The organism is Paenibacillus sp. BR1-192, assembly GCF_029542445.1.
GTDB lineage: Bacteria > Bacillota > Bacilli > Paenibacillales > Paenibacillaceae > Paenibacillus_AQ > Paenibacillus_AQ lautus_A.
Window position 1 is genome coordinate 975,299 of sequence record NZ_CP120718.1, and the last position, 17,202, is coordinate 992,500.

Genomic DNA, 17,202 nt, shown 5'->3' on the forward strand with positions numbered 1-17,202 from the left:
TAAAATAAAGGAAGGTTACATGAAGAGGCGTATCGACCAACGATGTAACCACATTATGACGGAGGTGCTTTTATGGGGGGTAAGACAAAATCATGGCTTCGGCTCAGCACGGTGTTGCTGTTGTCGCTTTGCATCGGCCTTACGGGCTGCGGGGGCGGAAACGGGAATAGCGGGGCCCAGCCGGAAGCAAAGGACTCCGCAGAACAAACAACACCCGGGACGGACGGGGATAAGATCGAACCATTTGAGGTGAGTGTTTTTATCGGTCAGCCCGACCAGCAACCAACACCTGACAACAAGATTTATAAATTAATCAGGGAAAAGACAGGAGCATCCTTCAAATTCGAGTTCCTGGCAGGCGATATTGACCAGAAGCTCGGCGTTATGATTGCAGGCGGCGATTATCCGGACATGATGACAGCGAATCAAAAGCTGACAGCTGCCGGTGCCTTTATCCCGCTCGAGGATTTGATTGAAGAACATGCGCCAAACTTGAAGAAGCATTATGAGAAGTACTGGAACATGATGAAAGACCCGAATGACGGTCATATTTACAATCTTCCAAACTACGGTGTAACGAATGCTGATGTTACCTCGTCTTATTATTCGGGCCCAGCCTTCTGGATTCAGAAGGACGTATTGGCAGAGGCAGGATATCCAGAGGTTAAAACCTTGGATCAATATTTTGACATCATTAAACAATACAAGGAAAAGCATCCGACCATCGACGGTACCCCGACGATCGGCTTTGAAATTCTGAACTATGACTGGAAAAACTGGGGCCTGTTCAATGCTCCTCAGCATTTGATCGGTCATCCGAATGACGGCGGTGTAGTTGTTAAAGACGGCAAGGCGGAAATTTTTGCAGATAAGGACTATGCCAAACGTTATTATAAAAAGCTGAACGAAATGAATGCCCTGGGTATCATCGATAAGGAAACGTTCACCCAGAACTTTGACCAGTATATGGCGAAAATCTCCAGCGGTGCAGTTCTTGGCATGTTTGACCAGCACTGGAACTTCCAAAGCGCAGAGGACGCGCTGATTACTCAGAAGAAAGATGAAAGAACGTATGTCGGTCTTCCGCTTGTATTTGATGAAAGTATCAAGGATCATTACAAAGATCGTCCGGCTCTGAACCTCAACAACGGTTTCGGGATCACGGTCAACGCATCCGAAGAGCAGGCAATCAGAATTATCAAATTGTTGGATACGCTGATTCAAGAAGATTGGCAAAAAATCTTGTCCTGGGGGATCGAAGGGGAAGATTACATTGTCAAGGACGGCCGCTTCATGAAAACGCAAGAGCAGCGCGATCTGTTTACCGATGCAACCTGGAAGCTCGCGAATAAAGCCGATTCTTTCCACGGTCAAGCACCAAAAATGGAAGGTTTATTCTCGGACGGCAACGCTACGGACGGCGCTGCACAGCCTGAAGAAATGGTAGCCGCTTTGAGAGAGTATGACAAGAACTTCCTTGCCCAATACGGTTTCAACAGCTATGTTGACTTCTTCAGTCCAGCTCCTGAGAACGAGATTGCTTACCCGGCATGGTCGGTCGACCTGGTAGACGGATCTGAGGCGAAAATCGTGAATACGAAGCAAAATGAGTTGTCCACGAAGTACTTGCCAAAAGCCATTCTTGCTAAACCGGAAGAATTCGACAGCGTCTGGGATGAGTACGTCACTGATATCCGCAAGCTCAACATCAAGGCTTATGAGGATCGGATTAATGAAGTGCTGCAATGGAGAAGAGACACTTGGTCTGTTAAGTAAAGCAGCGGAAGGTACATGAATCGGAAACGGGAAGGCTTCTTGCCTTCCTTGTTTACGAAATATGGGGTTTTGGGGAGAACAAACTTATGGAAGAGACCGTAGTCAAAGACTCTGCCGTCCGCAAGCCTAAGACAAACAAGAAAATCACCTGGGCCGTACTCAAAGAACAGAGACAGTTGATCTATATGTCGGTGCCTCTAATGGCTTACATCATCTTGTTTGCCTACGTTCCTATTTGGGGATGGACCATGGCTTTCCAGGACTACAAGCCGGCTAGAGACTTTAGTGAACAGAAGTGGGTAGGCTTTAAACATTTTGAATTTCTTTTTAAGGACGATAGTTTCCTGCAAGTGCTTCGCAATACGCTCGCAATGAGTGTTATCAATATGATTCTCGGCTTTACGACTGCAATTATCCTTGCATTGTTACTGAATGAAATCCGGAAAGTATTTTGGAAAAGAACCGTACAGACGATCTCCTATCTTCCGCACTTTCTATCCTGGATCATCGTAACCGGGATTGTGGCGACGAGCTTGGCTTCGGACGGAATCATCAATGATGTCCTTATGAAGCTGCATCTCATCAAGGAGCCGATCCAATGGCTCAGTGAAGGCAAATACTTCTGGGGAATCGTCGGAGCGTCGCATGTTTGGAAAGAAGTTGGCTGGAATACGATTATATATTTGGCTGCGATGGCATCCATCGACCCGGCGCTTTATGAGGCTGCCGATATGGACGGGGCAAGCCGCTATCGGAAAATGTTCCATGTTACTTTGCCGGGCATTAAGCCAACGATCATTATTCTGTTGATCATGCAGGTCGGTCACATTCTGGAAGCAGGCTTCGAGGTTCAATACTTGCTGGGCAACGGTCTTGTTGTCGACTGGTCGCAAACGATTGACATTTTCGTGCTGAAGTACGGGCTTGCCCAAGGCAATTACTCATTAGCAACGGCTGCCGGTATATTTAAAACGGTCGTTAGTGTGACGCTGTTATTGATTGCAAACGGAGTCGCGAAACGGCTAGGGGAAGAGAGGCTGCTATAATGGCAAATCAAACAATCAGCCCTGGGCCAGCAACTGCTGCCGCAGCGACTAAACCTGTCAGAAAAAAAGCGTAGAGCCGATCCTTTTTAATACGTTCAATACCTTGTTTATGATTGGTCTTGTCGTTGTCACATTATATCCGTTTCTGAACACGATCGTCGTTTCCCTGAATGCGGGGAATGATACGATCCGGGGCGGAATCTATCTCTGGCCGAGGGAATTTACCTGGCAGAACTACAAGGCGGTATTCGCTTCGGGAACGATATATGACGCGTTCTGGATTTCCGTGGCAAGAACAGTGCTTTCAACGCTGCTGAATCTGGTCTTGACCACGATGCTGGCGTATACGCTGAGCCGTCGGGAATATGTATTCCGCAAGCCGATTACATTGATCTTTATTCTGACGATGTACTTTAACGCAGGCTTGATTCCTGGATATTTCTTGATGAAGGACTTGCACCTGCTGAATTCGTTCTGGGTATATGTGATCCCGTCGATGATCAGCGCATTCAATATGATCGTTATCCGGACGTATATCGGAACGATTCCGGAAAGCTTGGTCGAATCGGCAAGAATTGACGGAGCCGGAGATTTTAAAATCTTCATCCGGATCATCTTCCCGCTGTGTAAGCCGGTGCTGGCAACCATTGCGCTGTTCGTGGCCGTGGGGGCTTGGAACTCCTGGTTCGATGCATTCATCTATACCTCCTCCCGCCAAGAGCTGAGCACTTTGCAGTATGAGCTGATGAAGCTGCTGTCATCCAGTATGAACGCGAACAGCAACCCGGCAGTAGCTGCCGGCGCAGGGATGACGAAGGACTCTGCGGTGAACATGGTAACGCCGATTTCGATTCGCGCTGCCGTAACTGTCGTGGCATCGGTTCCGATTCTGCTGGTTTATCCGTTCATGCAGAAATATTTTGTCGTTGGGTTGAACGTAGGCAGCGTCAAAGAATGACCAGGATTTTGCTAGTGGACAGATCATACATGCAACCGATGAGGAGGCAAGCATTCCGTGTCTAAGAGAACGATCTTTAGAAAGATCAGCCTGATGCTGATCGGGTTCATGCTGCTCATTCCGCCCAGCTGGAGTTCGGCGGCACATACGCCCGCCGATCAGGATCTTGTGATACACCATCATTTCGATGGCGGGACGGAGGGGTGGTTTAAGCGGGGGACGGAGACGGTGACTTCCGCGACCTATGCCTATGAAGGGACAGGGAGTTTATTGACGGAGGGAAGGACGGCGACATGGAACGGACCGGGGTTTAATCTGGCCGCCACGAATCGGCTGGACAAGGGAGCGACATATGAAATTTCCGCTTATGTCCATCTGAAGGAGGGCACCCAAGGGTCTCAGAAGCTTCAGCTTGCCATGCAGCAAACTGGAGCCGAGCCGGAATACGTGAACTTCAGCAGCCCGGTCGATGTAACCGCCGACGGGTGGGTGGAGGTAAAAGGCCGTTATAAATACGATGCCAATGCATCAGCCCTGCAGGTGTATCTGCAGAGTCCGAGCAGTCCGGACGTCGCTTATTATATGGACGAATTCAAAGTCCGGCTGATTGAGCCGGCACCGGACCCGGGCAATGGGGTGCCGGGAGGAGAGAATACGGTCGTATGGGATTTTGAAGACGGAACGACGATGGATTGGGGACCTCGCGATTCGGAGACCGTAGAAGCTGTGCCAGAAGCAGCCCGTAGCGGCGGCTACGGCTTAAAGGTCCATGATCGGACGAACAGCTGGAACGGGCCCAGCCAGGATGTCAAGGACATCATGGTGAGCCAAAAAACGTATACGATCTCAGCCTATGCCAGGCTTGAGCAGGCTCCTGCCGCTGCGGTCAAACTATCGCTTTCGATGGAGAATAAAGCGGCGGGCGCAGCAGAGACGTCCTATACGACCCTCGCCTCAGCCTCCGCGAGCGGCACGGAGTGGGTGGAATTGAAAGGAACCTTCGGCTTCAGCTCGGATATGGAAACATTGAAGCTGTACGTGGAAACCTCGGATCTTTCCAATTTCTATGTCGATGACATTAAGCTCGCTCTGCCGGGCTCCATTCAGACGGATATACCCGCCCTGAAGGATGTGTATCGAGAGTATTTCGAGATCGGGGCAGCCGTGGAGCCCAAGCATCTGTCCGGCGTGCACAAGGAGCTTTTGGATTACCATTACAACTCGCTTGTTGCCGAGAACGTGATGAAACCGGAATCTCTCAATCCGAGAGAGGGAACCTATAACTTTACCAACGCGGATCTGATCAGGGATTATGCCAGGGATCATGATATGAACCTCCGGTTCCATACGCTGCTGTGGCATCAGCAGGGCGCCGAATGGATGCTGAAGGATGATCAGGGCCAATATCTCGAAGCCACGCCGGAGAATAAAGCGCTTGTCCTTCAGAGGCTGGAAGCTTATATCCATGAGGTAGCCGGCCGCTACAAGGGAGATGCCCGCGATTGGGACGTCGTGAATGAGGTCATTGACGAAGGGCGTCCGGACGGCATGCGGGACAGCCAGTGGTACCGGATAACGGGACTCGACTATATCCGGACCGCATTTCATGCGGCGCGAGATGCAGCCGGCCCCGAGGCCAAGCTGTACATCAACGATTACAGCACGTACAACCCGAAGAAACGCGATTATTTGCTGAATCTCGTAAAACAGCTGAAGGCGGAAGGCGTTCCGATCGATGGCGTGGGCCATCAAACGCATATCAATATCAGCGGGCCCTCCATCCAGCAAATCTCGGATTCCATCCGAATGTTCGGCGAGGCGGGCTTTGATAATCAGCTTACCGAGCTGGACGTCTCGGTGTACACGAACAATACCGACGCCTTCCAGACCGTTCCTCAGGAATTGCTCGACAAGCAAGGCTATCGGTACAAAGAGCTGTTCGAAGAATTGAAGCGGCTGGACCAAATGGGCATTGATGCAGGCGTGGAGGACGGCTGGATCAGCAATGTCACCCTTTGGGGGATTGCAGACGACCATACCTGGCTGCATGACCGCCCCGCCGGGACGGGCCGCCAGGATGCCCCGTTTCCTTTTGACAAGCAATATCAGGCCAAGCCGGCTTATTGGGGAATGGTCGATCCCTCCAGGCTAACGATTGTGAGAAAAACCGGAACGGCTGTGGAGGGTAAGGCGGTCATCGACGGACAGCCGGATGCAACCTGGAATCTGGTTCCTGCACTTAAGACGGACCAATTAGGAGCGTTGTCTGCCGAATTTAAGACGCTATGGGACAAGGACCATATCTATGTCAGGGTTGACGTGAAGGACGGATCGATAGCCCCGGGGGATCAGGTTGATATCTTCGCGGTGGTGAACGGTACCCTGCAAGAGGCCCGGATTCAGCGTGGAGCCGCCAACACGGCAGAGACCGTAGGAGGTTACGCAGGGGAGGCCCTTCTTCAGCTAAACGGAGCAGGGGCATTGGGCGGTGACATTTATTTCGATGTCAGGGTAACGGATTCCGGTTCGGATGACGGTTCCGAGCATGGCAAGAACGGAGCGGTGGTGTCCTGGAGCGATCCAAGGCATGCCCAGGAGAGCGATCAAGACGGACTCGGCATTCTTACGCTCGTTGCTGCGCCGAAATCGGCCCAAGCCGGCTACGGGACCCCGAAGGTGGACGGCGAGCTGGACCGTGTCTGGAAGGACGCCGCGGAACTGGCAACCGACGTGTGGGTCGAGGGTAACAGCGGCGCAACCGCAACATTCCGGACGCTATGGGATGAGAATTACCTGTATGTTTACGCTATGGTTAGCGACAGCTTGTTGTCGGATGCGAGTCCCAACGTATGGGAGCAGGATTCGGTAGAGATTTTTGTGGACCAGAATAATGGAAAGACGGATGCTTACCAAGAAGATGATGGACAGTACCGGATGAACTTCAACAATCTGCGTTCCTTTGGCGGTTATGCGGGCGAGGATAACTTCACTTCGGCAGCGAAGGTGACCGACGGGGGATATGTCGTTGAAGCCGCGATCCGCCTGGATAAGATCAAGCCTGAGAAAGGCACGGTCATCGGATTCGATTTGCAGGTGAACAACGATGAAGACGGCCAGGGTACAAGAGACAGCGTGGCCATCTGGTCGGATCCGTCGGGTCAGTCCTATCAGAACACGTCCAGGTTCGGCGTGCTGGAATTCACGAAGAGCTCCGCTCCTGGTGGAGGAGACGGAAACGGCGGAGAACATAACGGCGGCGGTGACGGAGGAAGCGGTGCAAACGCGGGCGGTGGCGGAAGCAGTACAAGTCCAGCTCCGAACACGCCTTCACTCGAAATCCGGAACAATGACGGGCGGATTCTCGCTGTAGTCTCGAGCCAAGTCCTTCAGCAGGCATTGGACAGGGCGACAGCCGGCGTGGAAGGACCGAAGCGAGCAATCGTGGCTATCCCGGCTCAAACAGAGGCCCAGTCCTACGAAATTCAATTGCCGGGCAAGTGGCTGCTGGGGAACTCGGAGGTTGTGTTGATCCTCCAAACGGAGTTCGGCGCACTGGAGCTGCCAAGCGCATGGGTTCGGGGAGCCGGAGTAAAGGATACGGAAACCGTCGCGCTGCGTCTGGCGAAAGCTTCGGGCAGCAATCTGGGTGCAACCCTTCGCGAGGAGATCGGTGATCGTCCGGTGTTCCGGGTAGAGGCTCTTGCCGGCGACCGGGCCCTGTCGTGGAGATCGGGCAAAGCTCGCTTGATCTGGTCGGTGCCTTACACACCAACCAAGGAAGAGCTGGCACAACCGGACCATATCTTTGTCAGGGAGATCGATGCCAACGGGCAAGGCGGGCCTCTTCCTAACAGCCGTTATGATGCGAAACAGGGGATCGTTCGCGCAGCGCTGCCGCATGGCGGCACGTTTGCAGTCGCTTCCGCATTCAAGACGTTTCATGACCTGAAGCATGTGCCGTGGGCGATCGATGCGATCGAAACGATGGCATCCCGCGGATTTATCCAAGGGGTAAGCGAAACGATGTTCGATCCGCAGAACGAAATCACCCGGGCCGAATTCCTCGTTATGCTCGTACGCGTGCTGGAACTGGAAGGTTCGGGCGAAGGCCGGGCAGCATTCGGAGATGTTACGTCTTCGGCCTATTATTACAAACACGTGCAAATCGCCTCAGAGCTTGGGCTCGTTCAAGGCGTCGGCGGAAATCGTTTCTCGCCGGACACGCCGATGACGCGCCAGGACATGATGCTGATCACGCAGCGTGCCCTGGAGGCGGCAGGCAGGAAGCTGGAGGGCGAAGGGGCGCTGGATGCTTTTGCCGATGGGGATGAGGTTGCCGAATATGCCAAATCGAGTGCAGCTCTGCTTGCAGGGTCGGGCATCGTGAACGGCATGAACGGCAAAATCGCGCCGAAGGCTTACTTTACGCGTGCCCAGGCAGCCGTGATTCTGGACCGGATTTGGAATTGGGAACTGATTAAGGCCGTGAATCGTTAATGCGATGATCGGACGTGAACGATGAAAAGCAGCATGTACGTATGAATGAGATGGAGGCCACCCGTTGCAACGGGCTGGCCTTTTTCGTGCAGTTCCTCCAGGCCAGGCGGGCGGCGCGCTATGAATCATGCGGGACAGGGGAATCCTTTTCTAGCAAAAGACGTCTATCTTCGTGCTTTCTTGGAAAACCTATTCATAGATTCAAGATTCTAAGTTAGCGCTATTAAATAATCTATGAATATAGGTTGGAGGTTGATGTACTTGTATCGTTCATCCGTTCATGCTGAAGAAGCCGATCATCCGGAGTGGGCGCCAGATCTTCTGGGGAGGGTTACCAAACGGATCGGCAGCGTTATCGTCGGACATGAGGAGCAAATTTCGTTAACGATGATTGCCTTGCTGGCCGGGGGCCATGTGCTGCTGGAGGACGTGCCGGGAGTCGGGAAGACCATGCTGGTGAAGTCGGTGGCTGCGTTAATCGGCTGCGATTTCAGCCGCATTCAGTTCACTTATGACCTGATGCCAGGGGACATTACGGGCGCATCGGTCTATTATCCGCACACGGGAGAATTTGTATTTAGGCCCGGACCGGTGATGTCCAATATCGTGTTGGCCGATGAGATTAACCGGGCATCGCCGCGGGCGCAATCCGCGCTGCTGGAGGCGATGGAAGAGGGGCGCGTCACCGTGGACGGCCATACCTATCCGCTGCCTGCCCCGTTCTTCCTGCTGGCAACGCAAAATCCGTACGAATATGAAGGCACAAGCCGCCTGCCGGAGGCGCAGCTGGATCGATTTTTGATGAAATTATCGCTGGGCTATCCCAACATGGAAGGCGAATTGGAGCTGCTGGAGCGGGGAATGGGCAGTTCCAGACTGGAGGATCTGAAACCGATCATGATGGGCTCCGAGCTCATCCGGATGCAGCAGAGCGTGTCCCGCGTCTTCGTGGATGACACCATCAAACGCTACATGGTCAGTGTGGCCGATGCTTCCCGAAGGCAGCAGGGCGTATCCCTGGGCATCAGTCCGAGAGGGACATTAGCGTGGCTCCGTGCTTCGCAGGCAGCAGCATTTTTGACAGGACGAATGTATGTCATCCCGGATGACTGCCTGCGCGTTGCCGTACCGGTGCTGACCCACCGGATTCACCTCGGTCATGATGCACGCGCAGCCGGCGTGACTCCTTATGAAATGGTAGAATCCATCCTTACGAGGTTTGATCTGCCGCGCCAGCGCAGCCGGAAGGGAAGCACCTCATGAGACGGCGTCTGCTGGAATGGTTGAGAGGCATAGCCATCTGGTCGGTGTCTTTGGGGCTCTATCTTTGGTTAGGCGGGGAATCGCTGCGGCTTGTTTGGTGGGCATCCACGATTCTATTGCTTGGAGGGGCTATGACGAGCTTGCTCGGTCCGACCCGAATCACCATCTCGCACACAAGCTCCCCTTTGTGCATACAGGCTGGGGACTCCGTCCAGATGACGGTTCATGTTGCCTATCGTTGCATTCTTCCCCTGCCATGGCTTATCATCACCGACCGCATCGGCAGCAGGACATATCGCAAACTGCTGTTCCCGGGCATGCGGCGACGACTTGAGTATACCTACCGACTGAACCAGGTTCCCCGCGGAGTCTGGTCTTCGATCTATAGCGAGATGGAATGGGGCGATCTGTTCGGCTGGTTCAGGACAAACCGAAGTCTGCTCAGCGATTCGGGCGGCCTGATCGTGCTGCCAAAGCCCGCGGAGTGGCCTGTGGCCCAGATGCCCATGCATAGAAGCGATATGGATACGGAAGATGAACGCGTACGCTTCAACGTTTGGAATGAAATGAGAGGATCGGGTGTGCGCGATTATGTTCCAGGGGATCCCATGAATCGGATTCATTGGAAGAATTCCGCGAAGCTTGGCCGCTTGCAATCTTTTATGCCTCATGAGGGCTTTGGAGCAAGGCAGGGCGTTGTGCTGGATACATCGCTCCAAGGGTATGAGGGCCATGAAGCCCGGAAACCTCGGGAAGTATTTGAAGAAGCGGTATCGGCTGCAGCGGGAATGGTATCCCGGCTTATCCGCTATAGAATCCCCTATCAATTATGCATGGATGGGACGGATTTAGAGGGTTCATCGATTGAACGCAAAGGCGGGTCCAAGGGGCAGCCGGATTCGTTGGTGCCTCTGGCCTCTGTTCAGCTAACCGGGAATGATCCGATGCGGAACCGAAGATTCCAGCAATCCTTCAATCCCTCGCAAAAGAATACGGATTGGGCTATCATCACCGGGTACTTCCATCAGGGTGCCGCTGTCACCGGCATAAGCCTCCTGAATGCGGGCTGCAGAAAGGTGACCATTTATTGCATTCAAAGCGTAAGCCGGTTGAAATCGGCTGAAAGCACAGCGGCGGCCCCATCGGAGAGTCAGGCGCATCCGCCGTGGGCGCACGAATTTTTCGGCAAAGGCGGGAAGCTGGTGTATGTACATGAAAAACCAGCAGTAGAGGCAGAGCACCCTATCAAGATCGGAGGTGCCGTCCATGACAGGACCGGACAGCTCGCCCGTTAGGGCTGGCGGCAATCGGGAAACCGGGTCATTCGGATCAAGGAATGTGCCTTCGGTATTCGTTTCCAGATTGTCGCACGGAACGCTGCTTCATCGCATATTAATCACGCTGCCGGTGACGGGACTTCTGTCAGAGTGGCTCTTGCCCCTTCGGAATGCGGGTGAAACAGGCGGCCGGTTTGTGCTGGAAACCTTATTCCTATGGGCTTTGTTTCTGCTGCTTCAAGGGTTGTTTACATGGCGAGGCTGGGTGTGGCTGCCGCTGAATGCCGGGTTGGTGGTCTGGCTTTGTTCCCGGTTGTTTGAATATAGCGATCCGCTCGCATGGCTGTCCGATTACGCTTCGCTGATACTTCCAGGCGACGCTTCGGCTTTCAGAAATGCGTGGAAGTTTACGATCTTAAGCCAGGAAACGAGGACGATCATCCTGCTTGTCGGCTGGGGCATCATGGTATCCGCAGTGCATATGCTGGCTCTGTATCGCCGGACCGTTTGGCTGTTTGGCGGTTCGACGCTGGTTTATTTGGCGGTTCTGGAGTCTGCCATGGAAGAAAGCGTCTATGGGGATATGCTGCGCGCGGTGCTGTACATGTTGCTGGCCCAGGGCATGATGCTGATCCTTAAGCTGAAGCAGGAAACCGTGGAGGGAACCTCTTCGGAAATGGTCCTCCCCGAACCAATGCGAACCGGCCGCTTGTCCGGGCTGCCAGTGCTGCGCTGGAGCCTGTTTGTGCTGCTGGCCTCCGTTCTGATCGCGGGGATTACCCGAGTAGGAGGGGGCTTGGGCGAGCCTTCGCCAGGCATGGGATTGAGTGTGGCGGAAATGGCGGAACGACTGGCGGGATGGGGGGATCGGCTCCGCGGAAATACGGAACCGTCGATTCCTGCCTCCCAGGTTGCGGGATATGCTTCCCAAGGAGAAGATTTGGGAGGCCCTCTGACGCTCAGCGATGCATTGTATTTTACGGCGCAATCGCCTGTACCGACGTATTGGCGCGGAGACACGTATAATCGATATGACGGCCGGAAATGGGATGCAGATCCCTCCATCCGCAAGCCAGTCAAGCTATTGGAGGACCTGAGCGGTTTCCTGCCGTATTGGGAGCGTCCTTCTGGAGAGACGATCGTGCAGTCGCTGACTTTTGTAAGGGAGACCCCCGTCCCATCTTTGCTGTCGGGAGGTATTATTACCCGTGTGAAGGAGATGCATTCTTCCAAAGAGCGAGGTGCGCCAAGGTTGGCCGTCGACAGGCTGTCCGAAACGATTTCCTTGCAAGGCGAGAGGACGGTGTCCGGTTATACCGTGGAGACTTTATACGCGCAGCCGGAGGAGCAAGCGCTCCGCAGTGCGAACGGGGACGATCCCGAATATATGGAAGAAATGTATCTGGAGCTTCCCGAGGAGCTGCCTTCCAGGGTGAAGGATTTAGCGCGGAAGATTACATCGGACGCCGCGGGCAGGTATGAAACGGCGCAAGCTATCGAATCCTATTTGGAGCAGAACTATACGTATACGCTGCAAACCTCCGTGCCACCGGAGGGCCGGGATTTTACGGATCATTTTTTGTTTGATGCGAAGGAAGGGTACTGCGTTCATTTTGCTACGGCGATGACCGTCTTACTCCGATCCGAGGGCATCCCCGCACGCTATGTGACGGGCTTCGCGCCTGGCGAACGGGTGGCCGGCACGATGGATCGTTACGAGGTCGCCCAAAAGAATGCGCATGCGTGGGTGGAAGTGTTTTTCCCGGGACAGGGGTGGGTCCTGTTTGATCCGACTCCGGGCTTTGGGGTCGAGGGGATGTCCCCGCCTCTGGCTGCCGGCGATTCCGGCTCCGCCGGAATGATGTCATGGCATACCTTGTGGAGTACCATGATCTACACTGCCGTTAAAGTGCTCCTTGTGATATCCGCCATCGGTCCCGTGATGTTCGGGGTCGCGCTTTTGTTGATCCTCCCTCTTATTGTGGCCGTCATTTACCGAATTCCGGCCGTACGCCAAAGTTGGGCCTTCATGAGGATGGCCCGGACGATAGCGGTCAGCGGGCGGGAGGGACTCGTATCGGCGGCGGTATGGGTCTGGGACAAGCTGCAGCGCAGGTATGGGGATCTGGAAAGAGGGCAGACCATGCGTCAATACGTCAGCGCCCTGTCGATTGCCGATGCCGAATTCAGGGCGGAGCTGGAGGCATTCGCGTCGCGCTGGGAGCGTGCGGCGTACCAGGATGAACCGTGGTCCCGTACGGAAAAAGTACTCTTTTTGCGCCAATGCATTCGAATTGTCAAAAAACTGGCATGAAAACAAAGGGCCCTCTTTCTTGACGGTATGAATTGGGGTTGCGTATAATTAATTTCATTAATCAAGGGAGGCCCGGTAATGAATAAGCCTAATGAAATCATCGTCGTTTTGGACTTCGGTGGACAGTACAACCAACTTATAGCACGACGCATTCGCGATCTTGGCGTTTATAGTGAGCTTCTGCCATACAATACGCCCGTCGAGAAGATTAAAGATCTCTCCCCGCGCGGCATTGTTTTCTCAGGAGGTCCTTCCAGCGTGTATTCCGAGAATGCACCGCATGTGGATCCTGCCATTTACGATCTGGGACTGCCTATCTTCGGCATTTGCTACGGCATGCAGCTGATGGCTCAGCAGCTGGACGGAAAAGTAGAGCGTGCTTCGAAGCGCGAATACGGTAAAGCCGAATTGGAGTTCGCTCCGAACTCGACGCTTGTCAAAGGGATTGAGCAAAAACAAACCGTATGGATGAGTCATGGCGATCACGTGGTATCGCTGCCTTCCGGCTTCAAGCTGGATGCAGGAACGGAGTCCGCTCCGATCGCCGCGATGAGTAACGAAGACAAGAAGCTGTACGCCGTGCAATTCCATCCGGAGGTTCGCCACTCCGTCCATGGTAACGAAATGATTAAGAATTTCCTGTACGAAGTGTGCGGCTGCGAAGGCAACTGGAGCATGGAGACTTTCATCGAGGATCAGGTTCGCGAAATCCGTGAAGTGGTCGGCGAGCAAAAAGTGCTGTGCGCGCTGAGCGGCGGCGTTGATTCCTCCGTTGTGGCCATGCTGATTCACAGAGCCATCGGCGATCAGCTGACATGCATGTTCATCGATCATGGACTGCTGCGCAAGGGCGAGGCCGAGAGCGTAATGGAGACCTTTGTCGGCAAGTTCGACATGAAGGTCGTCAAGATTGACGCTCAGGAGCGTTTCATGTCCAAGCTGAAGGGCGTGGACGATCCGGAGAAAAAACGTAAAATCATCGGCAACGAGTTCATCTACGTATTCGATGAGGAATCCAGCAAGTTCGATGATTTCGCATTCCTGGCTCAAGGCACGCTGTATACCGACATCGTGGAGAGCGGAACGGACACGGCACATACGATCAAGTCCCACCACAATGTCGGCGGGCTGCCTGAAGACATGAAATTCGAGCTCATCGAGCCGCTCAAAGCCCTCTTTAAGGACGAAGTTCGCAAAGTCGGCGAAGAGCTTGGCTTGCCGGACGAGATCGTTCATCGTCAGCCTTTCCCTGGCCCGGGTCTTGCGATTCGCGTACTGGGCGAAGTAACGGAGGACAAGCTGCAAATCGTCCGCGACTCCGACTACATCCTGCGCGAGGAAATCGCGAAGGCTGGTCTGGATCGCGAAATCTGGCAGTATTTCACGGCGCTTCCGAACATGAAGAGCGTCGGCGTTATGGGTGATGCGCGCACGTATTCCTACACCGTAGGCATCCGCGCCGTAACCTCCATCGACGGCATGACAGCGGACTGGGCGCGCATCCCATGGGATGTGCTGGAGAAAATCTCCGTCCGCATCGTGAACGAAGTCGAGAACGTCAACCGCATCGTGTACGATGTGACTTCCAAGCCGCCAGCAACGATCGAGTGGGAGTAATTTTTATACTGCTGCACTAAACATAAAAACCTTCAAATCCACATCCGTGGGATTGAAGGTTTTTTTTGTGTTGGTCAACGAGCTTTCCTCTTTAAACAAATGGATTGAGGCCCTGGTTTATTGCATGCATCTTTTGTCCAATAAGATAAATAATACGTTAAGGTGCAATGGGTGAGCGAGCTTTAGGGAAGTCGAACCAAGACCGAACCTTTGAGGAGGAAAAGAATGAAAGCTATCGTCATTGACCGTTATGGTGGCAAGGAAGAGCTTCAGGAAAGAGAAGTACCTACTCCTGCACCGCAAGCGCATCAGGTCTTAGTCAAAGTGGCCGCCACCTCGATCAACCCAATTGACTGGAAGCTTCGAGAAGGCCATTTAAAACAAATGATGGATTGGGACTTTCCCATTATTTTAGGATGGGATGTTGCCGGGACCATTTCGGAAATCGGGAGCGAGGTAACGGATTGGAAAGTGGGGGACGAAGTGTTTGCCCGCCCGGAAACGACCCGTTTTGGCACATATGCCGAATTTACTTTGGTAGATGACCACCTGTTGGCACGCAAGCCTGCTGCTATCTCATGGGAGGAAGCGGCATCCGTTCCGCTCGCGGGACTCACTGCTTGGCAGGCGCTGTTTACACATGGTGAACTGACCAAAGGAGAGAAGGTATTGATTCATGCAGGCGCTGGCGGCGTCGGCATGTTCGCTATCCAGTTTGCCAAACAAGCGGGTGCTTACGTCATAACGACCGCCAGCGAACGCAATCATGAACTGCTGGCCTCACTCGGTGCTGATCGGATGGTCGATTATCGGACGACCCGATTTGAAGATGAATTATCGGATGTGGACGTTGTGTTCGATACGATGGGCGGTGACGTGCAGAAGAACAGCTTTAAAGTACTGAAACAGCATACCGGGCGAATCATATCGATTGTCAGCGATTTTGATGAAGAACTGGTAAGAAAATACGACGTGACCGCCAAAAATATATGGCTGGATCCCAATGGCCAGCAGCTTCAGGAAATAGCCGATATGTTAGAGCAAAAAAAGGTAAGAGCCGTCGTGGGAGCTACGTTTCCTTTTTCGCGAAAAGGGCTCTACGATGCCCACGCATTAAGTGAGACCCACCATGCTGTCGGTAAAATAGCCATAAGTTTCTCCTAAGGAGATAGACGATCCGATTTCATCCTGCCTGTCCGGTTTCGACCCGCGTCTGCCACCATCGGATGTAAAACACCTCACCGGGCGGATTTCGATGATCATGTGCGCATCTTCCCAGGTTTTTGGGTTGTTTCTAGTCGTATGTAGGTCAGTTGTCCTAGAGTGGAAAGCTTTTGGAAAGGTAATTCCCGAACGTTTCTTTAAATTGACAAGTTTAATATTCGTTTTTGTTGTTGACAAGGTTGGGCTTCTCGTCCTAGAATATGTGTAGAAACCGACACGACAACTACAAATAACGAGCTTTTTCGTATAATCCCGGGAATGGGCCCGGGAGTCTCTACAGGTCACCGTAATGATCTCGCTACGAAAAGAAGAGCGGCAATATAATGATGCGGACTCGTCCAGCATTCGAGATCGGCCTGCAAGCAGGAGCAACAACGCTCCAATGCAGCAGACCGGTTATTCGATAAGGATGCTGCCCGGCAGCATGCGAAAGATTGTTTTGCGGCTCTTTTTTCAAGCGACGGCCCTAGGGATCTATCCTTAGGGTTTATTTGTATGTTGCCGGTCATTAATTTAAGGGGGATATCTCTACAATGGAGCGTTTCTTTAAACTAAAGGAACACGGAACGAATGTAAGAACCGAGATTATCGCAGGCTTGACGACCTTTATGACCATGGCTTACATCCTGCTGGTCAACAATCTGTTCCTGGGTCCTGACGGCGCGGGCATTCCACAGGAAGGCGTATTCTTCGCTACCGCTGTTGGTGCCGGTCTCGTGACAATGGCCATGGGCTTTTTCGTTAACATTCCGGTTGCGCTGGCACCAGGCATGGGTTTGAATGCGTATTTCATGACAGTTGTATTAAGCTCGAACGGTGCGATTACTTGGCAGGCGGCGCTCGGTGCCGTATTCATCTCCGGTATCGTCTTCATCATTCTTACGGTAACCAAAGTCCGCCAAATGCTGTTGACGGCGGTTCCGAACAACTTGAAGATCGCCATTACCGTTGGTATCGGATTGTTCATCACGATCGTTGGCCTGAAGCTGGGCAATATCGTTACGGCTTCCATCAACCCGGGAACGGATATCTCTCATCCGGTACCAGGCGGTGCCTTCAATCTTGGTCTTGGAAATTTCGTTGAAAACAAGGATACGCTGCTTGCGATCATCGGGCTGTTCCTGATTGCCATCCTGATGGTCCTGAAGCTGAAAGGCGCACTGCTTATCGGTATCGTGCTGACGACGCTGATCGGTATTCCGATGGGCGTTACCGATCTGTCGGGTCTGA

9 protein-coding genes, 1 pseudogene and 1 riboswitch (1 of these 11 running past the window's edge) are annotated in these 17,202 nt (G+C 53.2%); all 10 genes and pseudogenes read left to right on the forward strand.

Annotated features, from left to right (window positions below; all coding sequences use genetic code 11):
- Nucleotides 1-72 precede the first annotated feature (72 nt).
- Nucleotides 73-1,776, forward strand: a complete 1,704-nt coding sequence (locus P0X86_RS04280; protein ID WP_192569717.1) for an extracellular solute-binding protein — start codon at nucleotides 73-75, stop codon at nucleotides 1,774-1,776.
- A gap of 86 nt (nucleotides 1,777-1,862) precedes the next feature.
- The gene (locus tag P0X86_RS04285) at nucleotides 1,863-2,822 is read left to right on the forward strand and encodes an ABC transporter permease (RefSeq protein WP_036664362.1); all 960 of its coding nucleotides are present in this window, start codon (nucleotides 1,863-1,865) and stop codon (nucleotides 2,820-2,822) included.
- A pseudogene (locus P0X86_RS04290) lies at nucleotides 2,822-3,780 on the forward strand (carbohydrate ABC transporter permease). The gene P0X86_RS04285 and the pseudogene P0X86_RS04290 overlap by 1 nt, the downstream one beginning before the upstream one ends.
- A gap of 57 nt (nucleotides 3,781-3,837) precedes the next feature.
- Complete coding sequence (locus tag P0X86_RS04295; protein ID WP_277747860.1) at nucleotides 3,838-8,277, forward strand: endo-1,4-beta-xylanase; 4,440 nt, start codon at nucleotides 3,838-3,840, stop codon at nucleotides 8,275-8,277.
- 255 nt (nucleotides 8,278-8,532) lie between these two features.
- A complete protein-coding gene (locus P0X86_RS04300) occupies nucleotides 8,533-9,540 on the forward strand; it encodes an AAA family ATPase (protein ID WP_213580227.1) in 1,008 nt (335 codons plus the stop codon).
- Nucleotides 9,537-10,835, forward strand: coding sequence for a DUF58 domain-containing protein (locus P0X86_RS04305; protein ID WP_213580228.1), 1,299 nt, complete (start codon nucleotides 9,537-9,539; stop codon nucleotides 10,833-10,835). The genes P0X86_RS04300 and P0X86_RS04305 overlap by 4 nt, the downstream gene beginning before the upstream one ends.
- Nucleotides 10,807-13,131 carry a transglutaminase-like domain-containing protein gene (locus P0X86_RS04310; RefSeq protein WP_277747861.1) on the forward strand — a complete coding sequence of 775 codons (2,325 nt, stop codon included), beginning with the start codon at nucleotides 10,807-10,809 and terminating at the stop codon, nucleotides 13,129-13,131. Before P0X86_RS04305 ends, P0X86_RS04310 begins: the two co-directional genes overlap by 29 nt.
- A gap of 78 nt (nucleotides 13,132-13,209) precedes the next feature.
- Nucleotides 13,210-14,748: a glutamine-hydrolyzing GMP synthase gene (guaA, locus tag P0X86_RS04315; protein WP_096776979.1), complete on the forward strand. Its 1,539-nt coding sequence runs from the start codon at nucleotides 13,210-13,212 to the stop codon at nucleotides 14,746-14,748.
- A gap of 225 nt (nucleotides 14,749-14,973) precedes the next feature.
- The gene (locus P0X86_RS04320) at nucleotides 14,974-15,912 is read left to right on the forward strand and encodes an NADP-dependent oxidoreductase (protein ID WP_277747862.1); all 939 of its coding nucleotides are present in this window, start codon (nucleotides 14,974-14,976) and stop codon (nucleotides 15,910-15,912) included.
- A 282-nt stretch (nucleotides 15,913-16,194) separates the two neighbouring features.
- Nucleotides 16,195-16,293: riboswitch (purine riboswitch) on the forward strand.
- Between the two features lie 212 nt (nucleotides 16,294-16,505).
- On the forward strand, nucleotides 16,506-17,202 hold the 5' portion of the coding sequence (locus tag P0X86_RS04325; protein WP_192569711.1) for an NCS2 family permease. Its footprint extends 674 nt past the window's final position; the window shows 697 of its 1,371 coding nt (coding positions 1-697); it begins with the start codon at nucleotides 16,506-16,508; the stop codon falls past the right edge of the window.

What these genes read in the sequence shown, in the direction of transcription:
- P0X86_RS04320 (WP_277747862.1), top strand. Translation starts at nt 14,974, where the DNA reads ATGAAAGCTATCGTCATTGACCGTTATGGTGGCAAGGAAGAGCTTCAG.
- P0X86_RS04300 (WP_213580227.1), top strand. Translation starts at nt 8,533, where the DNA reads ATGTACTTGTATCGTTCATCCGTTCATGCTGAAGAAGCCGATCATCCG.
- guaA (WP_096776979.1), top strand. Translation starts at nt 13,210, where the DNA reads ATGAATAAGCCTAATGAAATCATCGTCGTTTTGGACTTCGGTGGACAG.
- P0X86_RS04310 (WP_277747861.1), top strand. Translation starts at nt 10,807, where the DNA reads ATGACAGGACCGGACAGCTCGCCCGTTAGGGCTGGCGGCAATCGGGAA.
- P0X86_RS04280 (WP_192569717.1), top strand. Translation starts at nt 73, where the DNA reads ATGGGGGGTAAGACAAAATCATGGCTTCGGCTCAGCACGGTGTTGCTG.
- P0X86_RS04285 (WP_036664362.1), top strand. Translation starts at nt 1,863, where the DNA reads ATGGAAGAGACCGTAGTCAAAGACTCTGCCGTCCGCAAGCCTAAGACA.
- P0X86_RS04305 (WP_213580228.1), top strand. Translation starts at nt 9,537, where the DNA reads ATGAGACGGCGTCTGCTGGAATGGTTGAGAGGCATAGCCATCTGGTCG.